At 60.9% G+C, this 19,751-nt stretch carries 22 protein-coding genes; 16 read left to right on the forward strand and 6 right to left on the reverse strand.

Going from position 1 to position 19,751, the window contains the following annotated elements; all coding sequences use genetic code 11:
• Nucleotides 1–264 precede the first annotated feature (264 nt).
• Both DMP08_RS04755 and DMP08_RS04760 read right to left on the reverse strand, forming a co-directional pair.
• Nucleotides 265–1,170, reverse strand: a complete 906-nt coding sequence (locus tag DMP08_RS04755; protein ID WP_123191828.1) for a ParB/RepB/Spo0J family partition protein — start codon at nucleotides 1,168–1,170, stop codon at nucleotides 265–267.
• On the reverse strand, nucleotides 1,160–1,927 hold the full coding sequence (locus DMP08_RS04760) for a ParA family protein (protein ID WP_123191829.1): 768 nt from the start codon (nucleotides 1,925–1,927) through the stop codon (nucleotides 1,160–1,162). Before DMP08_RS04760 ends, DMP08_RS04755 begins: the two co-directional genes overlap by 11 nt.
• A 373-nt stretch (nucleotides 1,928–2,300) precedes the next feature.
• Between DMP08_RS04760 and DMP08_RS04765 the strand changes: the two genes are divergently transcribed.
• The 3 genes from DMP08_RS04765 to DMP08_RS04775 all read left to right on the forward strand — a co-directional run bounded on the left by DMP08_RS04765 (nucleotide 2,301) and on the right by DMP08_RS04775 (nucleotide 4,617).
• Nucleotides 2,301–2,510, forward strand: coding sequence for a hypothetical protein (locus tag DMP08_RS04765; RefSeq protein ID WP_244596804.1), 210 nt, complete (start codon nucleotides 2,301–2,303; stop codon nucleotides 2,508–2,510).
• Between the two features lie 138 nt (nucleotides 2,511–2,648).
• Nucleotides 2,649–3,491 (forward strand): DUF6414 family protein, encoded by an 843-nt coding sequence (locus DMP08_RS04770; RefSeq protein WP_123191830.1) that lies wholly within the window; start codon nucleotides 2,649–2,651, stop codon nucleotides 3,489–3,491.
• Nucleotides 3,484–4,617 (forward strand): AAA family ATPase, encoded by a 1,134-nt coding sequence (locus tag DMP08_RS04775; protein ID WP_123191831.1) that lies wholly within the window; start codon nucleotides 3,484–3,486, stop codon nucleotides 4,615–4,617. The genes DMP08_RS04770 and DMP08_RS04775 overlap by 8 nt, the downstream gene beginning before the upstream one ends.
• 35 nt (nucleotides 4,618–4,652) lie before the next feature.
• Here the strand turns inward: DMP08_RS04775 and DMP08_RS04780 are convergent, their stop codons facing one another.
• The 4 genes from DMP08_RS04780 to DMP08_RS04795 all read right to left on the reverse strand — a co-directional run bounded on the left by DMP08_RS04780 (nucleotide 4,653) and on the right by DMP08_RS04795 (nucleotide 7,075).
• Nucleotides 4,653–5,021, reverse strand: coding sequence for a YraN family protein (locus DMP08_RS04780; protein WP_123191832.1), 369 nt, complete (start codon nucleotides 5,019–5,021; stop codon nucleotides 4,653–4,655).
• Nucleotides 5,022–5,431: 410 nt separating this feature from the next.
• Complete coding sequence (locus tag DMP08_RS04785; RefSeq protein ID WP_420541185.1) at nucleotides 5,432–5,806, reverse strand: plasmid mobilization protein; 375 nt, start codon at nucleotides 5,804–5,806, stop codon at nucleotides 5,432–5,434.
• Nucleotides 5,806–6,879, reverse strand: coding sequence for a site-specific integrase (locus tag DMP08_RS04790; protein WP_123191834.1), 1,074 nt, complete (start codon nucleotides 6,877–6,879; stop codon nucleotides 5,806–5,808). Before DMP08_RS04790 ends, DMP08_RS04785 begins: the two co-directional genes overlap by 1 nt.
• Complete coding sequence (locus tag DMP08_RS04795) at nucleotides 6,866–7,075, reverse strand: hypothetical protein (RefSeq protein WP_244596805.1); 210 nt, start codon at nucleotides 7,073–7,075, stop codon at nucleotides 6,866–6,868. The genes DMP08_RS04790 and DMP08_RS04795 overlap by 14 nt, the downstream gene beginning before the upstream one ends.
• 210 nt (nucleotides 7,076–7,285) lie before the next feature.
• On the opposite strand from DMP08_RS04795, the gene DMP08_RS04800 reads away from it, so the two are divergent.
• From DMP08_RS04800 to DMP08_RS04870, 13 genes are all read left to right on the forward strand, one after another.
• The gene (locus DMP08_RS04800) at nucleotides 7,286–7,711 is read left to right on the forward strand and encodes a helix-turn-helix domain-containing protein (RefSeq protein WP_123191835.1); all 426 of its coding nucleotides are present in this window, start codon (nucleotides 7,286–7,288) and stop codon (nucleotides 7,709–7,711) included.
• A gap of 1,023 nt (nucleotides 7,712–8,734) precedes the next feature.
• Entirely contained in the window at nucleotides 8,735–9,460 is a 726-nt protein-coding gene (locus tag DMP08_RS04805) for a DUF3800 domain-containing protein (protein ID WP_244596807.1), read from the forward strand.
• An 82-nt stretch (nucleotides 9,461–9,542) separates the two neighbouring features.
• Entirely contained in the window at nucleotides 9,543–10,664 is a 1,122-nt protein-coding gene (locus DMP08_RS04810; RefSeq protein ID WP_123191836.1) for an IS1249 family transposase, read from the forward strand.
• Between the two features lie 869 nt (nucleotides 10,665–11,533).
• On the forward strand, nucleotides 11,534–11,752 hold the full coding sequence (locus DMP08_RS04820; protein WP_123191837.1) for a helix-turn-helix domain-containing protein: 219 nt from the start codon (nucleotides 11,534–11,536) through the stop codon (nucleotides 11,750–11,752).
• A 78-nt stretch (nucleotides 11,753–11,830) separates the two neighbouring features.
• Nucleotides 11,831–12,079, forward strand: a complete 249-nt coding sequence (locus DMP08_RS04830; protein WP_123191838.1) for a helix-turn-helix transcriptional regulator — start codon at nucleotides 11,831–11,833, stop codon at nucleotides 12,077–12,079.
• A gap of 5 nt (nucleotides 12,080–12,084) precedes the next feature.
• The gene (locus DMP08_RS04835; RefSeq protein WP_123191839.1) at nucleotides 12,085–12,600 is read left to right on the forward strand and encodes a helix-turn-helix domain-containing protein; all 516 of its coding nucleotides are present in this window, start codon (nucleotides 12,085–12,087) and stop codon (nucleotides 12,598–12,600) included.
• A 14-nt stretch (nucleotides 12,601–12,614) separates the two neighbouring features.
• Nucleotides 12,615–13,403: an ATP-binding protein gene (locus tag DMP08_RS04840; RefSeq protein ID WP_161555419.1), complete on the forward strand. Its 789-nt coding sequence runs from the start codon at nucleotides 12,615–12,617 to the stop codon at nucleotides 13,401–13,403.
• Between the two features lie 201 nt (nucleotides 13,404–13,604).
• A complete protein-coding gene (locus DMP08_RS04845) occupies nucleotides 13,605–14,138 on the forward strand; it encodes a peptide ABC transporter substrate-binding protein (RefSeq protein ID WP_123191841.1) in 534 nt (177 codons plus the stop codon).
• A gap of 57 nt (nucleotides 14,139–14,195) precedes the next feature.
• Nucleotides 14,196–14,747 carry a hypothetical protein gene (locus DMP08_RS04850; RefSeq protein WP_123191842.1) on the forward strand — a complete coding sequence of 184 codons (552 nt, stop codon included), beginning with the start codon at nucleotides 14,196–14,198 and terminating at the stop codon, nucleotides 14,745–14,747.
• On the forward strand, nucleotides 14,744–16,564 hold the full coding sequence (locus DMP08_RS04855; RefSeq protein WP_123191843.1) for a VirD4-like conjugal transfer protein, CD1115 family: 1,821 nt from the start codon (nucleotides 14,744–14,746) through the stop codon (nucleotides 16,562–16,564). The genes DMP08_RS04850 and DMP08_RS04855 overlap by 4 nt, the downstream gene beginning before the upstream one ends.
• A gap of 87 nt (nucleotides 16,565–16,651) precedes the next feature.
• Nucleotides 16,652–16,867 carry a hypothetical protein gene (locus DMP08_RS04860; protein ID WP_006234636.1) on the forward strand — a complete coding sequence of 72 codons (216 nt, stop codon included), beginning with the start codon at nucleotides 16,652–16,654 and terminating at the stop codon, nucleotides 16,865–16,867.
• A gap of 12 nt (nucleotides 16,868–16,879) precedes the next feature.
• Complete coding sequence (locus tag DMP08_RS04865) at nucleotides 16,880–17,305, forward strand: PrgI family protein (RefSeq protein ID WP_123191844.1); 426 nt, start codon at nucleotides 16,880–16,882, stop codon at nucleotides 17,303–17,305.
• A complete protein-coding gene (locus DMP08_RS04870) occupies nucleotides 17,274–19,751 on the forward strand; it encodes a VirB4-like conjugal transfer ATPase, CD1110 family (RefSeq protein ID WP_123191845.1) in 2,478 nt (825 codons plus the stop codon). Before DMP08_RS04865 ends, DMP08_RS04870 begins: the two co-directional genes overlap by 32 nt.

Below are 19,751 nucleotides of genomic sequence, written 5' to 3' on the forward strand. Positions count from 1 at the left end.
CAATGTGGAAGACCGGCATGTGTTTTTCAGGGGCGCGGGGCATCCCCCGCTTGAAGACGGAGGCCGCGTCTGCGGTCGGCGCCTTCAACGCCCGCTCCACTGTCGCCGCCATCGGTCGCATGGAACCGGCTTGCCCGGTTTCTGCGACCCAAGGGAAACTCCAAAGGCGACGGGGTGGGGCGGCAAGTGCTATTTCGTATGTATTACGAAATAGGCGACTTGCTAGGATTGGCTCAGAAGGGGCTTTGAGCCGGATGATGGCTGTCAGTTCACCTCCCGAAGCCTCGCGAAGCTCTTCGCGATCGAGTCGACGACGGTGCGGTCTTGGGGCGAGAGCTTGCCGAGGCCGCGGGCGACGAACGCCTTCAGCGCACGGTCGGCACGAAGAAGGTCCTTGTCGGCCGCATCCGCTTCCGCATCCACCGTCGCGATGAGGGCGCTAAGCTCGCGCTTTGTCGCGATGGTCTTTCCGGCGCGCTTGTAGAGCTCGTCTTGCTCGGTTGCGCTCATGTGCGATAGCCTCTCGACTGCCTCTGCGGACAGCTCCCTCTTCTCGGCGCTCTGTTTCCAACTTGGAGTGAGGTTCTCGATCCTGTCTGCCAGCGCCTCCTGGCGGCGGATAGTCTTGCCGGAGACCTTGCGTCCTGTCTGCTCTGAGATGATGGCAGCCTTGATGTCCTCGGTACGCCTGCCGGTAAGCTCCGGCGTCGTCGCGCGCATCTGCTCGACCTCTGCACCTAGGGCGCGGCTGGCCGCCGCCCGCTCCGTTGCCGAGAGTTGGCGCGTGAAGAGGTTAGCGGTGTGCAACAGCGTGAGCGCCTGGGCATCGCTGACCGAATCAACCGCACGGCAGGGCATCTTCTCGAAGCGCGGGTCCGTCTCGGACAGCAGCCTGAAGGCCGTCTTGCGCCGGTGTCCCGAAAGCATCTGCCACGATCCATCTGCGAGCTTGCGCACAAGCGGCAGGTCGGTGAGCCCGTCCTTCTCGATGGAGCGCGCGAGCTTGACGATCTCGGATTCGTCCATGGAATAGATGACGTTGTTGGGGTGGTCGCAGATGTCTGCGACGGAAATCTCAATCACGGGATAACGCTCGCGCGTCTTGGCCTGCGAGTCCAGAAGGCCCGTTATCGAAAAACCGTTTGCAGCCTCCGCTGCTTTAGCACACATGGCCGCCCAGCTCCTCGGCAAGCGCCTCGTAGTCCTTGGCTGGGCGGCTGTTCGGCTCGAAGGCCACGACCGGCTGCCACGACCAGCTGCCCTCGCAGACCTTCGCGGATGCGTGGATCTGGGTGACGAATTGCTCGGTAGGAAAATAGCGGTCTAGCACCGCAGCGCCCGTCGCTTCGGCGTTGGTCATGAGCCCAGGGACGAAGGTGCGAAGCACGCGCCACCTCGGCGTCGGCATGCGCAGCGCGTCGGCTATGGACTGTATGGCGGAAATCGTGAGGGCGGTGCCGCGCATGACGGTGGCATCGAGCTTCACGGGAATGATGACGCAGCCGTTTTCGGCGGCGGCCAGATAGGCATTGAATGCAAGGCGCTTCATGACAGGTGAGCAGTCGAGGATGGTGATGTCGTAATCATCGGAGGCGTCGTCGAGTGCGAATTTTAGCCTCTGCTCGCGCAGCACCAGTTCGTTCTGGTCCACCAGTTCGATGGTGGAGGGGATAAGCGACAGGTTCGGGACGCTCGTCTCGTGGACGACCTCAGACACGGGCTTGTTCTGGTAGAGCAACCCAACGCTGCTGATGCCATTGGCATCGGCTTCGGTGTAGGCTCCGAAAAAATCAGTGGTGGAAGCCTGTGGGTCGAGGTCGATGAGCAGGACGCGTTTTCCCTGTCTGGCATAGATCGATGCCAGGTTGACGGCAGTGGTGGTCTTGCCCACGCCGCCCTTGTAGTTGCTGATTGCGAGCGTACGCATAGCGGCTCTCCTTTACATTGACACGGGTTCTCGGCAGAGATGTGGAAGATGAGAGCCCGTGCGGTTTCAATCGGAGACTTGTATTACGCCATCAGTATACACCAGAATAGAACGAAAACGTTCGGTTTTGATAAACGATTTTGGCAGTAATTTGATTTTGTCGCCTCGCTTTTTGAGCAATTATCTCTTCCGCGAGAATGCTCTCCATACTGCGACTTCCGATTTCGAGAGTGTTTCCGAATAAGGACTCTTAATGGGGCAGCTTTTCAGGAGTGCCCCAGCTTTGGTGGACTCGTGTTCCGAGCATTATGCATTATTGTCTAACTTTCTGCTACAATTTGTATTGCATTATCAATGCAATAAGGGAGGTAGCGTGTCTCACGAAAACTTTGCCGACATGGTGATCGGCGGTTTGCCGGAAACCGAGCAGAGACGTTATCTGGCCGACGGTGGTCAAATGGCCATAACGTTGCGTATCCCCAAGAATTTAAAGGATGCAGCTCAGGAACAAGCTGCACTAAAGGGCATGAGCTTCAGTGCTTATGTGCGCATGTGCTTAATCAACGATCTAACCAGTGAATAGGAAGCATCGAGATGGCTAAGAAAACGAAAGAAGAAGTGTTCGAAAAGGTGCTCGTACAGGCCAAGAGCTTCAAAAAACTCTGCCATAAACTATACGTATGAAGCAACAATGTTCTAGCGGGGATTATGGAGGTTCTGAATGTCGGAAAAAGAGAAGCAGCATCCAGAAAAAACCGAGTCAATCTGTAAGATTGTCTATTTCGATGAGGGGTCAGTCTCTGACTATATTCAAATCGTTAATTGTGGCGAGCTTTCACTCTACACAGAACTCAAAGAAGACACCGCAAAACAGGCAGACGCAAGTGCTGAAGCAAGAGTTTCTGGTGGCTTCGGTGCGCTAAAACTGCTATTTGGCTTCAATGCGGAAGCTTCAGCCAGCGGTTCCGCATCGGCTTCTTTTGACACCAGTCTTGTCGCAAAGAGCATTGTCACTAATACCGTATTGACGGATTTCTTAGAAATTGTAGATGTACCCGATAATGAGAAATCCGGTGTTCGGAAGTTCGAGGGATTTAGGATACAAGCTATTGATAATACTATGTCAAATTTTGCGCTCATGACACCCTATCTTTCGATGATGAGAAGCGGACAAGGGATTCCAGCCGGTGACTTCAATATCGCCGTTGATAAGCTGGATAGCACCTTGAATAACGCCAAAGGCTATTTTGAGTTTCTTGGAAAAGATTCTGAAGATTCACAAAGTGAAGAAGTTGTCTTTCGCTTTAATAATTCGGTATTCAAGAATAACTATAAAGCGTCGGATTTGCTTCGTATGAACCTAACGATATACGCTGTGCGAGTTGGAACCTGCAGGATCGAGGAGCTTGATATCAACAACGAGCTTCATGTAGAGGGGATTAACACGACAGATAACCCTGATTTCCCTATCACCGGCGACGTCAGTAGCACTCCATCCGGGAAGAATGGGCCTCCGCTTGTAATGTATGACGTGCTTTTGGCGGGTGTGCAGAACAATGGCTAATAAGATTGTGCTTTTTAAGGGTTCTGGCAAGGACTTCGAAAAGCTGTTGTCGAAGTCAATCGGAGAAAATGAGACCAGTGTAGAGTTTCTCGAGGCTATCAGAACGTACAACAAACGAGTAAGAGCAAGCGATTACGCTGTCCCTGATCTCGATTTGGACGAAGCGCAGCATGTCGATAATTGCATTGTGCGTGCCGACGATTTCGGCTCAGTTGTCGGTCATGTCATTTCCAATTTCGCCAACATCGTTACCCAAAGCTATGATTTCGATACCTTGTATGTCCAGAACCCTCCACGCCAGGCAGAAGCATCCCTGCGAACAGCTTTTCCGGATAGTATCGAGATCAGAACCTCAAACTATAAGCGGATAAGGAAGGGTTCTCTAAAAACTGTATATGAGAAACTGAAGTCGGGTATTCTTGGACAAGAGGCCTGTAAAACGCATCTTATCAGTTCACTTTACCAGCTATCTGTTATGAATTCAAAAAGACCCGCTGTTCTCATGTTCTATGGTCCTTCAGGCGTTGGCAAGACGGAGACCGCAAAATGTATGAGCACCATTCTCGGTGGGAAGCTTACTCGGATTCAGTTTTCGATGATGCAGACTTCAGAAGCATATAATTATGTTTTTGGAGCGGAACATTCACACGTTAGCTTCGCCCGTGACCTGCTTGCAAGGGAGTCGAATGTCATCTTGATTGATGAGTTCGATAAGGTTGACCCAAGATTCTACAATGCCTTTTATCAGCTGTTTGATGAAGGTATTTTTCTTGATACCTATTATGAGGTCAGCCTTCCAAATGCATTGTTCATATGCACCTCAAACTTTTCCTCCGAAAGCGAAATGCGCCGTGTGCTTGGTCCTGCCATGTTTTCAAGAATCGGTGCGTGCGTGAAGTTTGAAGAGCTTGGGGTTGATGAGAAACGGCAAATCGCTAGCAGGCATTTTGATGAAACAGTAAAACATCTCGACAAAGACGATAAATCTTATATTGACGAAAAAGGTGTTCGAGAATGGTTCCTGCAAAATGCAGGTCGTTATAACAATATCAGGTTGATGAAGACCAAAATTGAGCGTGCTGTATTCGACACACTGACTAATCGGATTATCACTCATGTTGAGTAAAGCGGGAGCCTTACGGCTCCCGCCCGCTTTCGCGGCTAGTCGAGGTCGTTACCGGCCACGGAGAGCGCATTCCGGTGGTGGCGAAGAAGAGCCTTGCTGTCGCCTAGGACGAGCATGGACACGACGTCGAATCGAACGGTTCCCTCGGGAAGGTCGATGTGCTCTGCCAGATAGGCTGCAGCGATGCGTTCGAACATGTCGCGGTCGAGGTTTTCGTCACCGATGCCCTTGCCGGTGTTCTCGCGGATCTTGCAGGCGATGAATACCAATTCACCCTCGTCGTCGGCCACGTAGTCGATCTTGTCCTTGCCGTGAGCCCAGCCGGTTTCGAGGATTTCCATCCCGCGACGTTCCAGAAAGGTGCCGATGCCACGCATTGCCTTGTCCTTGATAGTTGCTTCCATAATGACCTCCTGCTCTGTGGCTCGCCCCCTTTGAGCGAACCTTGTAGCTCTGAAGTCACCCATGTTCCGGGTCAGCGCAAGGGGGAAAGCTAAAACGCGTCAGCGCTTGAGTTTTTGATTGGAAGTCAGATAGAGAAACCGCCGGTCAAAAAGTTTTTGCGGCCCTTGCGCGCCAACCCGGGTTCTGGGTGAGCCTGCAGAGTCCAAGAGGACGCCAAGGGGGAAGGGAAGCGGATGGTTTCATGGATGCAATGTGCCAGGCGCAGTGTGTGGCTTATTGGCTGCCTATCAGTAAATGAGCGGTTGGAGTTTTCGGGGCGCTTGGCTGCGAGGGTGGCTATATGAGATAAGTTGATGGCAGGCTGTCGGTCTATTCGCCGGATTACGCGTACCGGCAACGTATCAGGCCGCTACTCCCGCTTCATGTTCAACATGCTGTGAGCATCGGCCTCTGTCTGCGAGAGCTCGTTTTCGTCATAGTTCCCGAGGTCTTTGAGTATGCTGACAAACGACTCCATCACGGCAATGGCTTCCTGGCTCATATCACCCGATGAGTGTATCCGTCGTAGTTCGAGATAGATGCTTTTGGCGGCGTCCTTGAGCCCCTTGTAGAGACGCACGCTTGCGCTGACACTGATGCTGTTGTCACCAAGACGTTTTACGATGTAGTTCTGTTTGGTCATACCGCTCATCGCCACGAGCCGGTCGATCATCTCGCTCTCTTCTGGAGTGCATCGAAAGCTCACGGTCGTGCTTCGCCGCCTCGCGGCGTTGGGACAGGGCATCAGAGATCGCCCCTTTCATCGCTCAGAGAATCAGCCAGTCCTTCTTGGACATTGGGGAACAGATGGGCGTAGCGAAATGTGATGTCGATACTCTCATGGCCAAGGCGATCTGCTATGGCCAACGGGGAATAACCCATGTTAATCAAGAGCGAAACATGGCTATGGCGAAGATCATGCACCCGTATTGCCTTGACGCCAGCAGCCTTGCTGCAGCGTTTCATCTCGTAATGAAGGAAATTCTTGGTGAACATGAATATGCGTTCATCAGGCTTAATGCCGAACAGGGTATCCAGGTATTCTTCTGTCTCCTCGCAGAGGAAGGCGGGCATGACGATCTTGCGTACCGACTTCTTTGTTTTGGGGGCGGTCACGATATCCTGGCCCCGAAGTCGTTGGTAAGATTTGTCTACGTTCAGGATCTTGGTCTTGAAATCGAAATCGGAAGGCGTAAGAGCTAGAAGTTCGCCTACTCGCAGGCCGCACCAGTACAACAATTCGAAAGCATGGAACGATTCAGGTTTGGTCATGGTCTCGCTAGAGAACTTCAAATACTCATCCTTGATCCAGAAGAGCATCTCAGGCGCCTTCTTGTCTCCCATTGGGGGGACGGCGGTCATGGGGTTCGCTTTGAAGCCGTAGTAGCGAACGGCATGGTTGAAGATTGCCGATAGCTGGCTGTTTATCGTTCTCAGATAGGTGGGAGAGAAGCTATCGGCGTCCTCTGTGCCGTCCATCAGCTGGTTCTGCCATCGCAGGATGTCTCGTGACGTTATCTCGCTCATGCGTTTCCTGCCGAATGCTGGCAGTATCTTGCCCTCGATGATGGACTGTTTGGTCAGCAGGGTGTTCAACTTCAGACGCGGCGCGATGTCTTCGATGTAATGCTCTGTGAAGTCGCTGAACAGCATGTCCATCGAATCGGAGTGGTATGCAATAAAATCATGCTCCCACACAAGTGCTTCCGCTTCCGTCTCGAAGCCCCGCTTCGTCTTGTGGTGGCGCAGCCCCTTGCCATCCCGATAGTAGAACGTCGCATACCAGGTGTTGTTGTCCTTGTTTCTATAGACGGTCATGGTCTGCCGCGTCCTTCCACTCGCAGTCGAAGAAGCGGTGTTCGAAATACTCGCGGTTCACCTTCCCCGGTATCGTTATGCGACCCTGCTCCTTCAATTCCGAGTTGAGCAGCCTGATGAGCCGGTATGCGCATCCGCGTGAAACGTTGAGCTGCGAAGAGACTTCCTGCGCTCCAACCATCCTAGAGTCGTCCACTTTGACTCCTTTCGTCGAAATAGAACGATAGTGTTCTGTTGTGCTTACCATGACTATAAGAGAACGATACTGTTCGGTCAAGTAGATTTAGAACGAATTTGTTCTATAATATCTTGACGTGAACACAAATAGAATTTTGGCGTTCGATGACAAACTGAGCGAATGCTATGCATAATGGCTATCGATAGAGGCAGTGGAGGGAGCGGCAGAATGGATACTGGTGCAACAATAAGGAAGTTGCGTAAGCAGCGTGGACTCACCCAGCAGCAGCTTGCCGATGCTGTCGGATGCACCGATGCCGCCATCAGGAACTACGAACGCAACGCGAGGACTCTTAAGGGGGACGCGCTTTCCAAGATGGCGCAGGCCTTAGGGGTCGAACAGGGGACTTTGGTCGATCATGAGATCGAAAATGCTCAAGACCTGTTGACGGTGGTATTCCAGATGGAAGACTCCCTGGGTCTTGAGCCGGTGGAAACCAAGCAGGGGCTGTCGATAGGGATGAATCCCTTCGCTGCCGATGCGCCCAAGCTTCAAGTGGCGTTAAAGGCGTGGCAGCGGAAGCGCAGTGCCCTTCAGAGCGGCGGAATCACCGAATCCGAGTACGAGCTCTGGAAAGCAGGTTTCAAGGCTTAAAAGCCTTTTAGGTGCGTCCTATACAATCACCATCAACATGCCTTGCAGGTGGTCTCAAGATTTGCAATTTTGGCCCGAAATTTTGAATAAAAGTTTTGGGCTTTCTACCTGCGCAAATGTAGAAGTTGAGACCAAAAAAGACCTCAAAAACAGGGTTGAGACCATTTTGAGACCACTTCGGCCGAATCCTTGTTTTCTTCGAAAAGTGGTGTGGTCTCAACTTTGCAATTTTTGCGTCTTTATTTATTCCCTGTTCATCCCTCTGGTTTCCTCTTGTTCCACCATTCTGGTCTCAAGATTCTAAATAATGAAAAACCGCAGGTAGATGCTATGAAACGACCCCCTCAAAATTACCTTGGAAAGGGTCGAATAATTGAGACCGTTTGATAGAATCATGGGTGGCTTGCACCAACAGCGAACCACTCGGAACAACGGCTTGCATCTGTATTCAGAGGGGTAAAAAGTACGTTGGGTTATTCCCACTCGATGGCTTCGGTTCTGCCGTCCCGTCATTCCAGTTGCATCCAGTTTTCGGTGCCGTCTCGAATCGAGTGCCGCCAGGTAACGCCATGTCGTGTTTCATCGGCTTCGGGGACAAAAGCTGGGACAACTTCAAAAACTTTTTTCAAACTCAGGACGTTGAGTTTTTGTTTTTGTCCCAAAGGGCGCGGCGGGCCGCCTTTGGAGGCTCGATAGCGCCGAAAACGCCCGTTTTGAAACTCAATCGCTCTGTAGCCTGCAAGCCGCCAGCTGCAATCGCAGGTGAATCAGCGCGGGCGGCTTTAACGCCGTTCGCAAAACCGCAGGTCGCATGTCTTCGCCATCGGTAGGCAAAGTGAGTAGTCTCAGGTGGCTTTCCTATGAGTTGACGAACGGGCTTTGAGATTCCGCTGACGTCCTAAAACGCTTCGAGCTCCCTTGAATTTTCAGGCAGTACATGATATAAGGTAATTGGTTTTCCGTTAGGAAGGCTTCCAAGTGCCGGGGACGTTTTCCCCGGCTTTTTTCTTATCCAGGAGAACAATGCGAGAACTCAGCATCTTCGTCGACGAGTCGGGAAGCGACGGCCTCTCCGACCGCCACTACCTGCTTACCGTCGTCATGCACGACCAATCCGAGAGCATCGCGGATTCGATCGCGGCATATGAGGGCGCCCTTCGCGCCAAGGGGCTCCCGAACATACCCTTCCATGCGTCGCCGCTCATGAACGGCAAGGACCAGTACTCTGGACTCAATCTGAAAACGCGCAAGATGCTGCTCGGCTCGTTCCGAGTCTTCTTCCGCCACATGCCCGTGAAGTACCATACCTTCGCATACGCGACCAAGCAGTTCGCCTCGCTCGACAAGCTCGCGGGGACGATGCGGAGGGACCTCGTGAACTTCCTGTTCGACAACCTCGCGGAGCTGCAATCCTTCGATATGGTCAAGGTCTACTACGACAACGGCCAGCACTCCATCGCCGAGTCCCTCCATCGCGCGGTCGAGTACGCGCTGTCGAAGGACGCCGTCGTCTACCGGTCGGCGCAGCCCTCCGAGTACCGGCTTTCGCAGGCGGCAGACTACATCTGCACCATGGAGCTCACGGCGATCAAATACGCGGAGCATGCGGCCACCGCGACGGACGAGAAATTCTGGGTTAAAGGACAAAACGTGTTGCTGATCTGTCACGTTCTTGCAGGTAACACCCCAATAAGGTGGGTCTATAGTTGGTCCCTCCCAACTACGAGGATGGACAGAACGTGTTGCTGATCCCGCCTATCGTCCCAGCTAAATGCCCATAAACATGCCATGTTAGTTGCCTGTGTCGACGTCGACGGAGGCAGGCGGTCCGATGGGCAAGGTGAGGTGCCCCTACTGCGGGGGCAAGACCAAGAGGAGTGGCAGGACGACCGCAGGGAGGCAGCGCTGGAGATGCCTCGCCTGCGGGGCAACGTTCGTCCATGGGATAGATGCTTCCGCGAAGACGTTGGACGGGTTCCTGACATGGCTGCTCTCCGGTGAGAGACAGTCCGACCTGCCGGGTGGCGGGAGGACCTTCAGGAGGAGGACCTCCAGGTTCTGGGACATATGGCCCCTGCCTCCCCTCGTGGACGAGGTCTTCGATGTCGTCTACGTCGACGGGATATGGGTCGCTCGCGACGTCGTCGTGCTCATAGCCTGCACGGACGAGCATGTCCTCGGGTGGTACGTGGCAAGAAGCGAGAACTCGCGTGCCTGGTCGGCCCTGCTGGCCCGCATCGCCCCTCCCGGCGTGGTGGTGGGTGACGGCGGCTCGGGGTTCGCCGAGGCCGCCAGGCGCATGTGGCCCACCACGAGGGTCCAGCGTTGCACCTTCCATGCCTTCTGCCAGGTCAGAAGGTACACCACCTCACGTCCCAAGCTTAGGGCGGGCGTCGAGCCCTATGACCTCGCGTGCCGGCTGCCGCATGTTGCCAGCTCCGAGCAGGCGGCCGCCTGGATGGTCTCCTACGCGTCATGGTGCTCGCGCTGGAGTGCGTTCCTGGCCGAGCGCACCCGTGACGAGCGCGGACACCTGGCCTACACCCACGAGAGGCTCGTCAGGGCGAGAGGCTCGCTTACGACCCTCGTCAGGCAGGGGACGCTCTTCACCTACGTCGACCCTGGCCTCACGGGCGTGCTCGGGCCTCTGCCGGCAACGAACAACAGGATAGAGGGCGGCGTGAACGCCCAGCTGAGACGCATGCTGAGGGACCACAGGGGCCTCAGCACCACCAGGAGGATCAAGGCCGTCTACTGGTGGTGCTATCTGCACACGGAGTGCCCCCTGCCCGCTGCGCAGATCCTGAAGGTGATGCCCACGGATGACCAGATCGCCCGGGCATATCGCAACATCACCTACGGGCAGAGAAGCGAAGAACCGATGGAGTGGGGTGATGGCCTGGTCTGGCAGGATCTGCACCAGTCGGTCCCCTGGCGTTCGGACTGGGACTAGTCATAGCAACACGTTTTGTCCTATAACCCGAAATTCTTCGGCAAATGGTCCGATTTCAAGAAGGGCATACTGAAGGAGACGCGCAAGAAGCTCGTCTAGGGAGGCGATCAGCCCTTGGCGGAGCGTTTACCGACAATGGAGTCTGTCACGCGCGGAGGGTTGATAAATGTCACTTGGCTGCATAATAGGCTCCAGTTAGAAACCCTCGGGTTTGCGGGGCGGAATTGCGAAAGCGATTTCGCCTTTTTCCGAGATTACGAAGCAGTATCAGAGGGCTATAAAGCCGCATTGGAGGCAGCTATTTCGCGATTGGGCTCGAAGAGCTGCAGGCAATGAGACGACTCCAATCGGCCAGATTCAAGAGCCAGTGTTGACTAACTCGAATCCGGCACGCATCCTCGCGCCGTTCGTCTGCTCCCGCTCAGCCGAATCACCAACCGCAACAGGCCATGTCCCAGCGGATGGGTACCATTTACCCGGGTGCACCTGGGGTAACGGGCCGGCAGGCCCGCGGAAGGTCGCTCGCATAACACGCAACATCAAACACGACAGAAGAGGCAAACGACAGATGCCGGACCCCGGACGACAGCACCGCGGAATACGAGCATTCCGACCACAACCGAACAATTCCAGCTACTAGGCAGGCGCCCGCATGGGCGCCTTTTACTTTTCAGGGACTTAGACGAGCTAAGGCATGCGGCTCATGACCGTTTCGTGAAGGCCCGACCAGCTCGACCCACCTCGACCCATCTCCGCTCGCGCCGTGCCCACCAATCGACATCAGGCGGTTCAATCGTCGCGCAGACGAAAAGGCACACGGTGCCGTGCGGTGTCCTCGCGCGGTGCCGCACGGGAAGATTGGAGGAACCATGGCACGCACAGCCGAATGCGCCGCGCCCGAGGGCAACCAAGATCGCGGCGAATGGATGACGGTAATCGAGATGCAGGAGTACATGAGGGCGAGCCGAAACAAGGCGTACGACCTCATCTGGTCGGGAGGGATCGACTCGTACAGGCTCGGAAGGAAGCTCCTGGTGTCGAGGGCGTCAGTGGACGCCTACATCGAGTCGAGGAGCGGGAGGAAATGACGGCGACGACCGCCCCGGGAGCCGCCCGCGGCCGGGCACGCGAAGGAGCCTCGAGACGAAAGGAGCTCGAGGACGACCATGACCAAGAGCACTAGCAGGAGCCAGGTGAGGCTCATCGCATCGACCAACGCGATATTCGGCGCCGACGAGGCGTGCGCGATGCTGCGCATCAGCCGCGACGCCATGTACCGGCTCGCCAAGGACCCCGACGACCCGTTCCCGATCCGCTACATCGGCGGCAAGACGCGCGACGGCATCGTGCTGCACGACGAGCTCGTCGCATGGGTCGAGCGAAACAGCATCCTCGGCTCGCCCAGAAGGAGCTAGCGCCGATGGCGGCCGCAGGCCCAAAGGGGCGCGATGGCCCCTCCCTGCGCGAGTTCACGGCGGTACGGCATTTCATGATGGCGGACCTGGGCCTCTCGGGGCTCCCTCTGCTCGTCTACGCGCGCATCTTCGGCTTCTGCGACGCCGGGTGCGACTACTTCGAGAGCAAGGGCGGCCTGGCCCGCTTCCTCAACGTGCAGGAGCGCAGCGCCCACCGCGCCATCCGCGACCTGCTCGACCGGGGCCTCATCGAGGAATGCGGCGTGCACGCCCCGGCGCGCGGGCACGCCACCAAGCGGTACCGCATCGTGCGCGAGAGGCTGCCGCCCGGAGCGCTGGCAACCCCTGACGAGATGTCAGGGTTCTCGGCGCGAAAGGGTGACGAAATGACAGGGTTCGCCGCGAACAAGGGTGACGAACCGTCAGGGTTCGCAGCCCGAACCCCTGACGAGATGTCAGGCAAACCCCTGACGATATGCCACCCAATATCAAAAAGGGACAACAAGGACTTCAGAAGATAAGGAGGGGGCGCCCGATGGACCGAGCGGGACTCATCACCCTGGAGCAGGCCCGGGCGGCCGGGCTCTCCTTCGACGAGCCGGAGCCGAGGACGTGCCCGCACTGCGGCGCCGCCCTCGATCCGCTCGGCGCGGCGCTGGCGGGAAAGGTCGCCTGGGTCTCCGCCGCCCCCTGCCCGTGCGAGGGCGCGGCCCGCGAGCGGGAGGCCGAGGAGCGAAGGCGCGCGGCCCTCGCCGCCAAGGAGGAGGCCGCCCGCCGGGAGAAGGCGCTCTCGCGCGCGGGCATCCCCAGGCGTTGCTGGGCCGCCGAGGCCGACCGCCCCGAGTTCGCCGAGTACATCGCCTCGTTCGCGGGCAACGGGGGCGCCGGGCTCTACATACACGGGGGCGTCGGCGCCGGCAAGACGCACGCCGCCTCCGCTATGGCCAGGCTGTTCGCCGAGGCCGGCTACGACGTCGCCTTCACGACGGCCAAGGGCATGCTCGAGCGTGTGAAGGCCACGTTCGACGAGGGCGGCACCGAGGCCGCCGTCGCGCGGTACGCCAAGTGCGACGTCCTCGTGCTCGACGACCTCGGCAAGGAGGACGCGACGGAATGGTCCGTCGGCACCGTGTTCAGCGTGCTCGACACGCGCTACGAGGACATGCGCCCGACCATCGTCACGTCGAACTACGCGCCGGGCGCGCTGGCGGACAGGCTCGCAAGGCGCGGCGAGCGCGTAACGGCAGAGGCGATCGCGAGCAGAATCTCCCAGACCTGCAGGCCCGTCTACCTCGGCGGAAGGGACAGGCGCCGGCGCGGCTAGCTTGTGCGCTTCCCGTGGAGGCGCGGACGGCTCGACCCAGCTCGACCCATCGCGGGCGGCCCCGGTCGCCGCCGCAATCGAAATCGCTATACACGTCTTGGGCGGCGCCGGCGCGCCAGCACGCACGTCTGCTCCGACTCGCACCGTGCCCCCATCGCGAGGACGCCGCCCGCCAAGCAACAAACGAAAGGCGGAGGACCCATGGACGGCTTCGAGAGGATAACCGGCCGCGAGCACGAAGAGCTCGTGGAGAAGTGCCAGGAGAACGGCTGGCTCAAGGTCGGCGGCTTCGACTGGCAGGACGACCCGTTCCTCGAGGAGTACCCCTACGAGTTCTCCCGCACGGAGAGCGTCGACAGGCTCCGCGAGGCGCTCGGCTCGGGCAACTGGGCCATACGCCAGGGGTTCTGCTACCGCGACCTCGCGTTCATCCAGCAGGTGAACGGCGGCGACGAGTGGTGGACGCTCAAGCGCGACGGCGACGCGTGGACCGGCTTCGAGAGCTGGAGCTTCGGCGCCATCGCCCAGGAGCCCGAGCGGTTCGAGCGCGCCATGCGCGACATGTGCGAGGCGACGCCGGAGCAGTGCCGCAGCGGCGAGTGGGCCCATCTGCACGAGAAGGCGCCCGAGCCGCTGGCGCAGCGCGCCGCGTCCGCCCGCGAGGCGAGCCGCGCGCACGCCGGGCAGGAAGCCCGCGCCCCAATGGCGCGCGAGAGGGCCGTCGGGACCGAATAGGGACAACCGGGGCGCGAAGGCGCCCCTTTTTCATCTCGACTGGAAGGGAGGCGCGGGATGGCGAGCGACTACGGGGACGAGGCGGGCGGCAAGCTGCTCGACTGGATGCTGAGAATCGGCCAGGAGGCCGGCGCCGAGGCCATGGCGCGCAGCGCGAGGGAGCTCTCGGAGCGCCTCGCGGGAATCCGCGGGACCATCGCCGGCGGGCGCGCCGAGGCCATCGCGGCCGAGGGCGTGCCGACCTACGCGAAGCTCAGCCTCGAGGAGCTCTCGGGGCTTCCCGAGTACGCGACGATCAAGGAGGTCGTCTCCGGCAAGCTGCGCACCGCGTCGGTCGAGCACCACATCATCCCCGGCGAGGGCCGCGACTGGCTGCTCTTCAAGGTGGAGGACGCGCCCGAGGTCGACGAGGCTTTCCGCCAGCTCGAGCAAGAGACGGGAAAGGCCGCCAAGCGCGCAAGGGAGCGGCTCTCCGAGATAGCCGAGAGGCGCCAGGCGCCCGAGCGGCTGGCCGAGCGCGCCGAGCGTGCGCGCGAGGCGTCGAGGGCCCACAGCCAGGGCCCCGGCCGGGAGCACGGCCCGCGGCATATCGAGGGGCCCGAGAGATGAGGTGGCAGGCGGCGGCCGCTCTGGCCGCGGCGGCGTTCGCCGCGGGAGACTTCGCGGCCGCGGCCCTCGCGGCGTCGGGCGCGAACCCAATCATCGACCCGGAGGCCGCCATGGCGGCGATCCCGGCGGCGCTCCGCGCGGGACGCGTATTCTCAACGGAGGCGCTTCCCCTGTGCGCGGGGACCGCCTGCGCGTGCGCGGCGCTCCTTGCCTGGGCGCGCTCCCTGGGGTCCAAGGGGGCCCGGCGCGACGGCGAGGAGCACGGGAGCTCCAGGTGGGCCACGCCTAAAGACATCGCGCCCTTCGGCGACGCCAAGGACCCCGACAACAACATCATCCTCACCGACAACGCGCGCATCCGCCTCGTGAGCCGCAGGTTCGACCTCTCCACCGACACCAACGACAACGTGCTCGTGGTGGGAGGACCCGGCACCGGCAAGACGCGCTACTACGTCAAGCCGAACCTCCTGCAGGCCAACGCCAGCTTCTTCGTGACCGACCCGAAGGGCACGCTCATCCGCGAGACGGGCGGCGCGCTGGCGGAGCTCGGCTACGAGATCCGCGCGTTCGACACCATCGACTTCTCGCGCTCCATGCGCTTCAACCCCATAGCCTACATACGCGACGAGGCGGGCGTCATCCGCTTCGCCCGCGGCATCGTCGCCAACACCGAGGGCGAGGCCGACCACAAGGGCGACCCCTACTGGGAGAAGGCCGAGCGGCTGGTCTACACCGCGCTCACGGCCTACCTCGTCATGCACTGCGAGCCTGCCGACCGAAACCTCGACGGGCTGCTCACGCTGCTCTCGCTCGCCGACGCACGCGACGACCCGGGCTACATGAGCCCGCTCGACATGGTGTTCCGCGAGCTGGAAACCGGCGAGCGCTACGTCAGGCGAGGAGGAGCCGCGGCGGAGGACGGCGGGTCGATGCGCGGCTTTTCCGAGGAGAACGGCGCGTGGGAGTGGGTCAAAGTCCGCGAGCCCGCGCCGCCCGACGACTTCGCGCTCGCGAGCTACCGCGAGTTCCGCGTTGCCGCCGGCGACACCATGAAGTCGATGCTCTCGAGCTGCAACGTCCGCCTGAAGCCGCTGTCCATCCGAGCCGTGCGCGACCTCACCTCCAAAGACGAGCTCGACCTCGCCCACATGGGCGACGAGGACGCCAAGGTCGCACTCTTCGCGTCTATGAGCGACACCGACTCGACCTTCGACTTCTTGTTCGCCCTGCTCATGGACACGGCCGTGAGCGCGCTTTGCGCCGAGGCGCTCGAGGCGCACGGCGGCTCGCTGCCCACGACGGTGCACTTCGTCTTCGACGAGTTCGCCAACATCGGGCGCATACCCGACTTCGAGCGGACCATCGCCGTCACCCGCAGCCGGAACATCGCCGTCTCGATGATCGCCCAGTCTCTCTCGCAGCTGAAGGAGACCTACGGCGACAACAATGCCGAGACCATCGTGAACGCCTGCGACACGCTGCTCTACCTGGGCGGCAAGGCGAACGAGACCAACGAGGAGATCAGCAAGATGGCCGGCAAGCAGACGGTGGCGAGCGAGACGCAGAGCGACTCGCGGGGCGCCGGCTGGACCCGGACCGTGAACCGGGGCATCTCCGAGCGCGACCTCATACAGCCCGCCGAGGTGGCGCGCATGCCGCGCGAGGACGCGCTCGTGCTCGTGAACGGGTGCATGCCGCTCATGGACCGGAAGTACCGGCTCGAGCGCCACCCGCGCTCGCGCCTGCTCGAGGAGGCGGCCCGCCGTGGCCCGTTCGACTTCGCAGAGTACCGCAGGCACAAGGAAGGCAACTCGTGACGGGGCCGCGGCGGGCGCGGGCCTCCCCCGCCGCGGGGGGGGGGGAACAGCAAGGAACATCGCCAACCGAAAGCAAAGGAGAGCAGCATGCTCGCAAACGTCATCAAGCTCGTGTCGGGCTGCGTGACCTTCCTCGGCGGCTTCCTGGTCGTGTGGGGAGCGGTCTCGCTCGGCCTGGCCATCAGGGAGCAGCAGGGCGGCCCGCAGATCGCGACCGCCATATCCACCATCGCCGGCGGCGCGATCATCATCGCCGCGTCGGTCTACTTCGGGCAGCTGGACACGTCCTGGCTGCCGGCATAGGGGGCGTCGCGGATGGCGCTCAGGATACCGGTGCAGAAGGACATCGGGGAGTACGAGGAGAAGATCGTCGGGAAGATGAGCCTGCGCACGCTCGCCTGCGTGTCGCTCGGCTTCGGCAGCGCCGTCGGGGCGGCGGCCTTCGTCCACCTGGGCCTGCACGCCGACGTCGCGGACGCGGCCTTCCCGATCATGCTCTGCAGCATGCCGCTCTGGCTCGCCGGGTTCTGGCGGCCCTTCGGCATGCGGGCCGAGGAGCTGCTGCCGCTCCTGGCGGCACACGAGCTCTCCCCGCAGCTGCTCGCGTACGAGCCCTGCCTCGCCGGGAGCCTTCCCGAGAGCTCGCCGCGCCCGGGCCGCCCGGGGCGGCGCGCGAGGCGCAGGGGCAGGAAGAAAGGAGCCGAGCTCTATGAGCCGACCAAGAACCAACAAGGAGAATAGGCCGAAGCGCCCGAGCACCCTCGGGCTGCTCCTCGGCGGCACGGGCGGGCGCAAGGACGCCTCGAAGGGCGCGGAGGCCGAGCGGCAGAGGCGCCGCCGGGAGCGCGACCGCTCGCGCGAGATGGCCGCCTACGTCGGCTACGACGCCATGTACAAAGACGGCATCGCCCAGGTGATGCCGGGGGTGTTCAGCCAGACGGTCGAGTTCTCCGACATCAGCTACCAGTCCGCGCGCAAGGAGGCGCGCGAGACGGCCTTCACCGTGATGAGCTCGCTGTTCAACTACTTCCCGGCGGACTCCCACGTGCAGCTCCAGGTCGTGAACGCGCCCATCCCCGCCGACGAGGTCGGCCGCAAGGTCTTCTTCGTGCCCGGGGAGCGCGCCACGGCAGGGCTCGCCGAAGAGTACAACCGGATCCTCAACGACAAGATGCGCGAAGGCGTCTCGAACCTCGTGCGCCACCGCTACCTGACCTACGCCGTGGGCGCCGACGACGTCGACGCCGCGGTGCCCAAGCTCGCGCGCATCCGGGGCGACGTGGAGCAGACGCTCGCGCGCATACGCTGCTCGTCGCGCGCCCTCGACGGCGCCGAGAGGCTCGAGCTTTTGCAGGGGCAGCTGCGCCCGGGGTCGCGCTTCGAGTTCTCCTGGGACAAATTGTCCCCGACGTCGGGCGCGCGCACGAAGGACTTCGTCATACCCTCCACGCTCGACTTCAAGCCCGAGGGCAGGTCCGACTGCTTCCGCAGCGACGGGCGCTACGGCGCGGTGCTCGCGGTGCGCAGCTTCGGGTCGGTCATCGAGGAGACCTACCTCGCCTCCATCATCGACCTGCCGCTGCCGCTCAACGTGACGCTGCACGTGCAGCCCATCGCGCAGAGCGAGGCGCTCGCGCTCGTGAAGCGCCAGATCGACTGGATGGACAAAGAGATCATCGACGAGCAGATGAGCGCCGTGAAGAAGGGCTACGACTACCAGATCCTGCCGCCCGAGCTGCGCTTCTCGAAGGAGGAGGCCGAGGAGCTGCTCGACTTCCTGCGCAACAAGTCCGAGCGCCTGTTCGTCTACACGGGCCTCGTCTACACCTGGGCCGACAGCCTCGAGGAGCTCGACCGCCGCGTCCAGCAGGTGACGAGCGTCGCGCAGGGCTGCACGATCGGCCTCGAGCCGCTCCACTTCCGCCAGCGCCAGGCGCTCAACTCGGTGCTCCCGCTCGGGGACAACCACGTCACCGTGAGCCGCTACCTCACCACGGGGCAGGTGGCGATGCAGATGCCCTTCGCGAGCCAGAGCCTCGACGAGGCGGGCGGCGGCTACTACGGGCAGTCCAAGGAGAGCGGGAACCTGGTGCTGTGCGACCGCAAGCGCCTGGCGAGCCCCATGGGCTTCGTGTGCGGCAAGCCCGGCTCGGGCAAGAGCTTCTCGGTGAAGCGCGAGATAACCAACACCGTGCTCGCGCACCCCGAGGACGAGGTCGTGATCTTCGACCCCGCCGGCGAGTACGGCAGCCTCGTCGGCGCGCTCGGCGGCGCGAACGTCGAGCTCGCCCCGGGATGCTCGGCGGTGCTCAACCCCCTCGACACCGCCGACGTCGCGGACCGCGCCGACGCCGCCAAGCTCGCGTACAAGACCGACGCGGTGCTCGCGCTCTCGAGCGCGCTCATGGCCGAGGGCCGCGAGGGCCTGCCGGAGCGCGACCGCTCGATCATCGCCCGCTGCGTCGGCGAGGCGTACCGGGAGTGCGCGAAGGACGGCCGCCTGCCCACGCTCGGCGACTTCCACGCGGCGCTGCTCGCTCAGCCCGAGCCCGAGGCCGCCGACATCGCGCTGCGCTACGAGCGCTACGTGAAGGGCGCGTTCTCCTTCTTCAACGGCCAGAGCAACGTGGCGCTCGACAACCGCATCACCAACATCGACATGCACGGGCTCGGCCAGAACATGCGCGTGTTCGGCATGATCACGGCGCTCGAGATGGTGCGCAACCGCGTGATGGTCACGCCGCCGCGCCCCAACTACACCTGGCTCTACATCGACGAGGTGCAGAGCCTCTTCGCGCACCCGACGGTGGTCGAGTACTTCGCCCGCCTGTGGCGCGAGGGGCGCAAGTTCGGCCTCATCTGCACCGGCATCAGCCAGAACACGAGCCACATGCTGGCCAACGCCGAGGCCCGCGACATGGTGCTCAACTCCGAGTTCTTCCTGCTGCACAAGCAGTCCACCGCCGACCTCGACGCATGGGCGGAGATGCTCCAGCTCTCCGCCACGGAGCGCGGCTACATCGGCGACGCCGTCAAGCCCGGCGAGGGGCTGCTCATCAGCGCGGGGATCCGCGTGCCCATCACCGACGACTTCCCTAAAGGCCCGCTCTACGATCTGTGGAACACCAAGCCCGCAGAGGTCGCCGAGCGCGAGATGCGCCGGGCGGCGCGAGAGGCGAAGGAGTAG

It is taken from the genome of Paraeggerthella hongkongensis, assembly GCF_003726035.1.
GTDB lineage: Bacteria > Actinomycetota > Coriobacteriia > Coriobacteriales > Eggerthellaceae > Paraeggerthella > Paraeggerthella hongkongensis.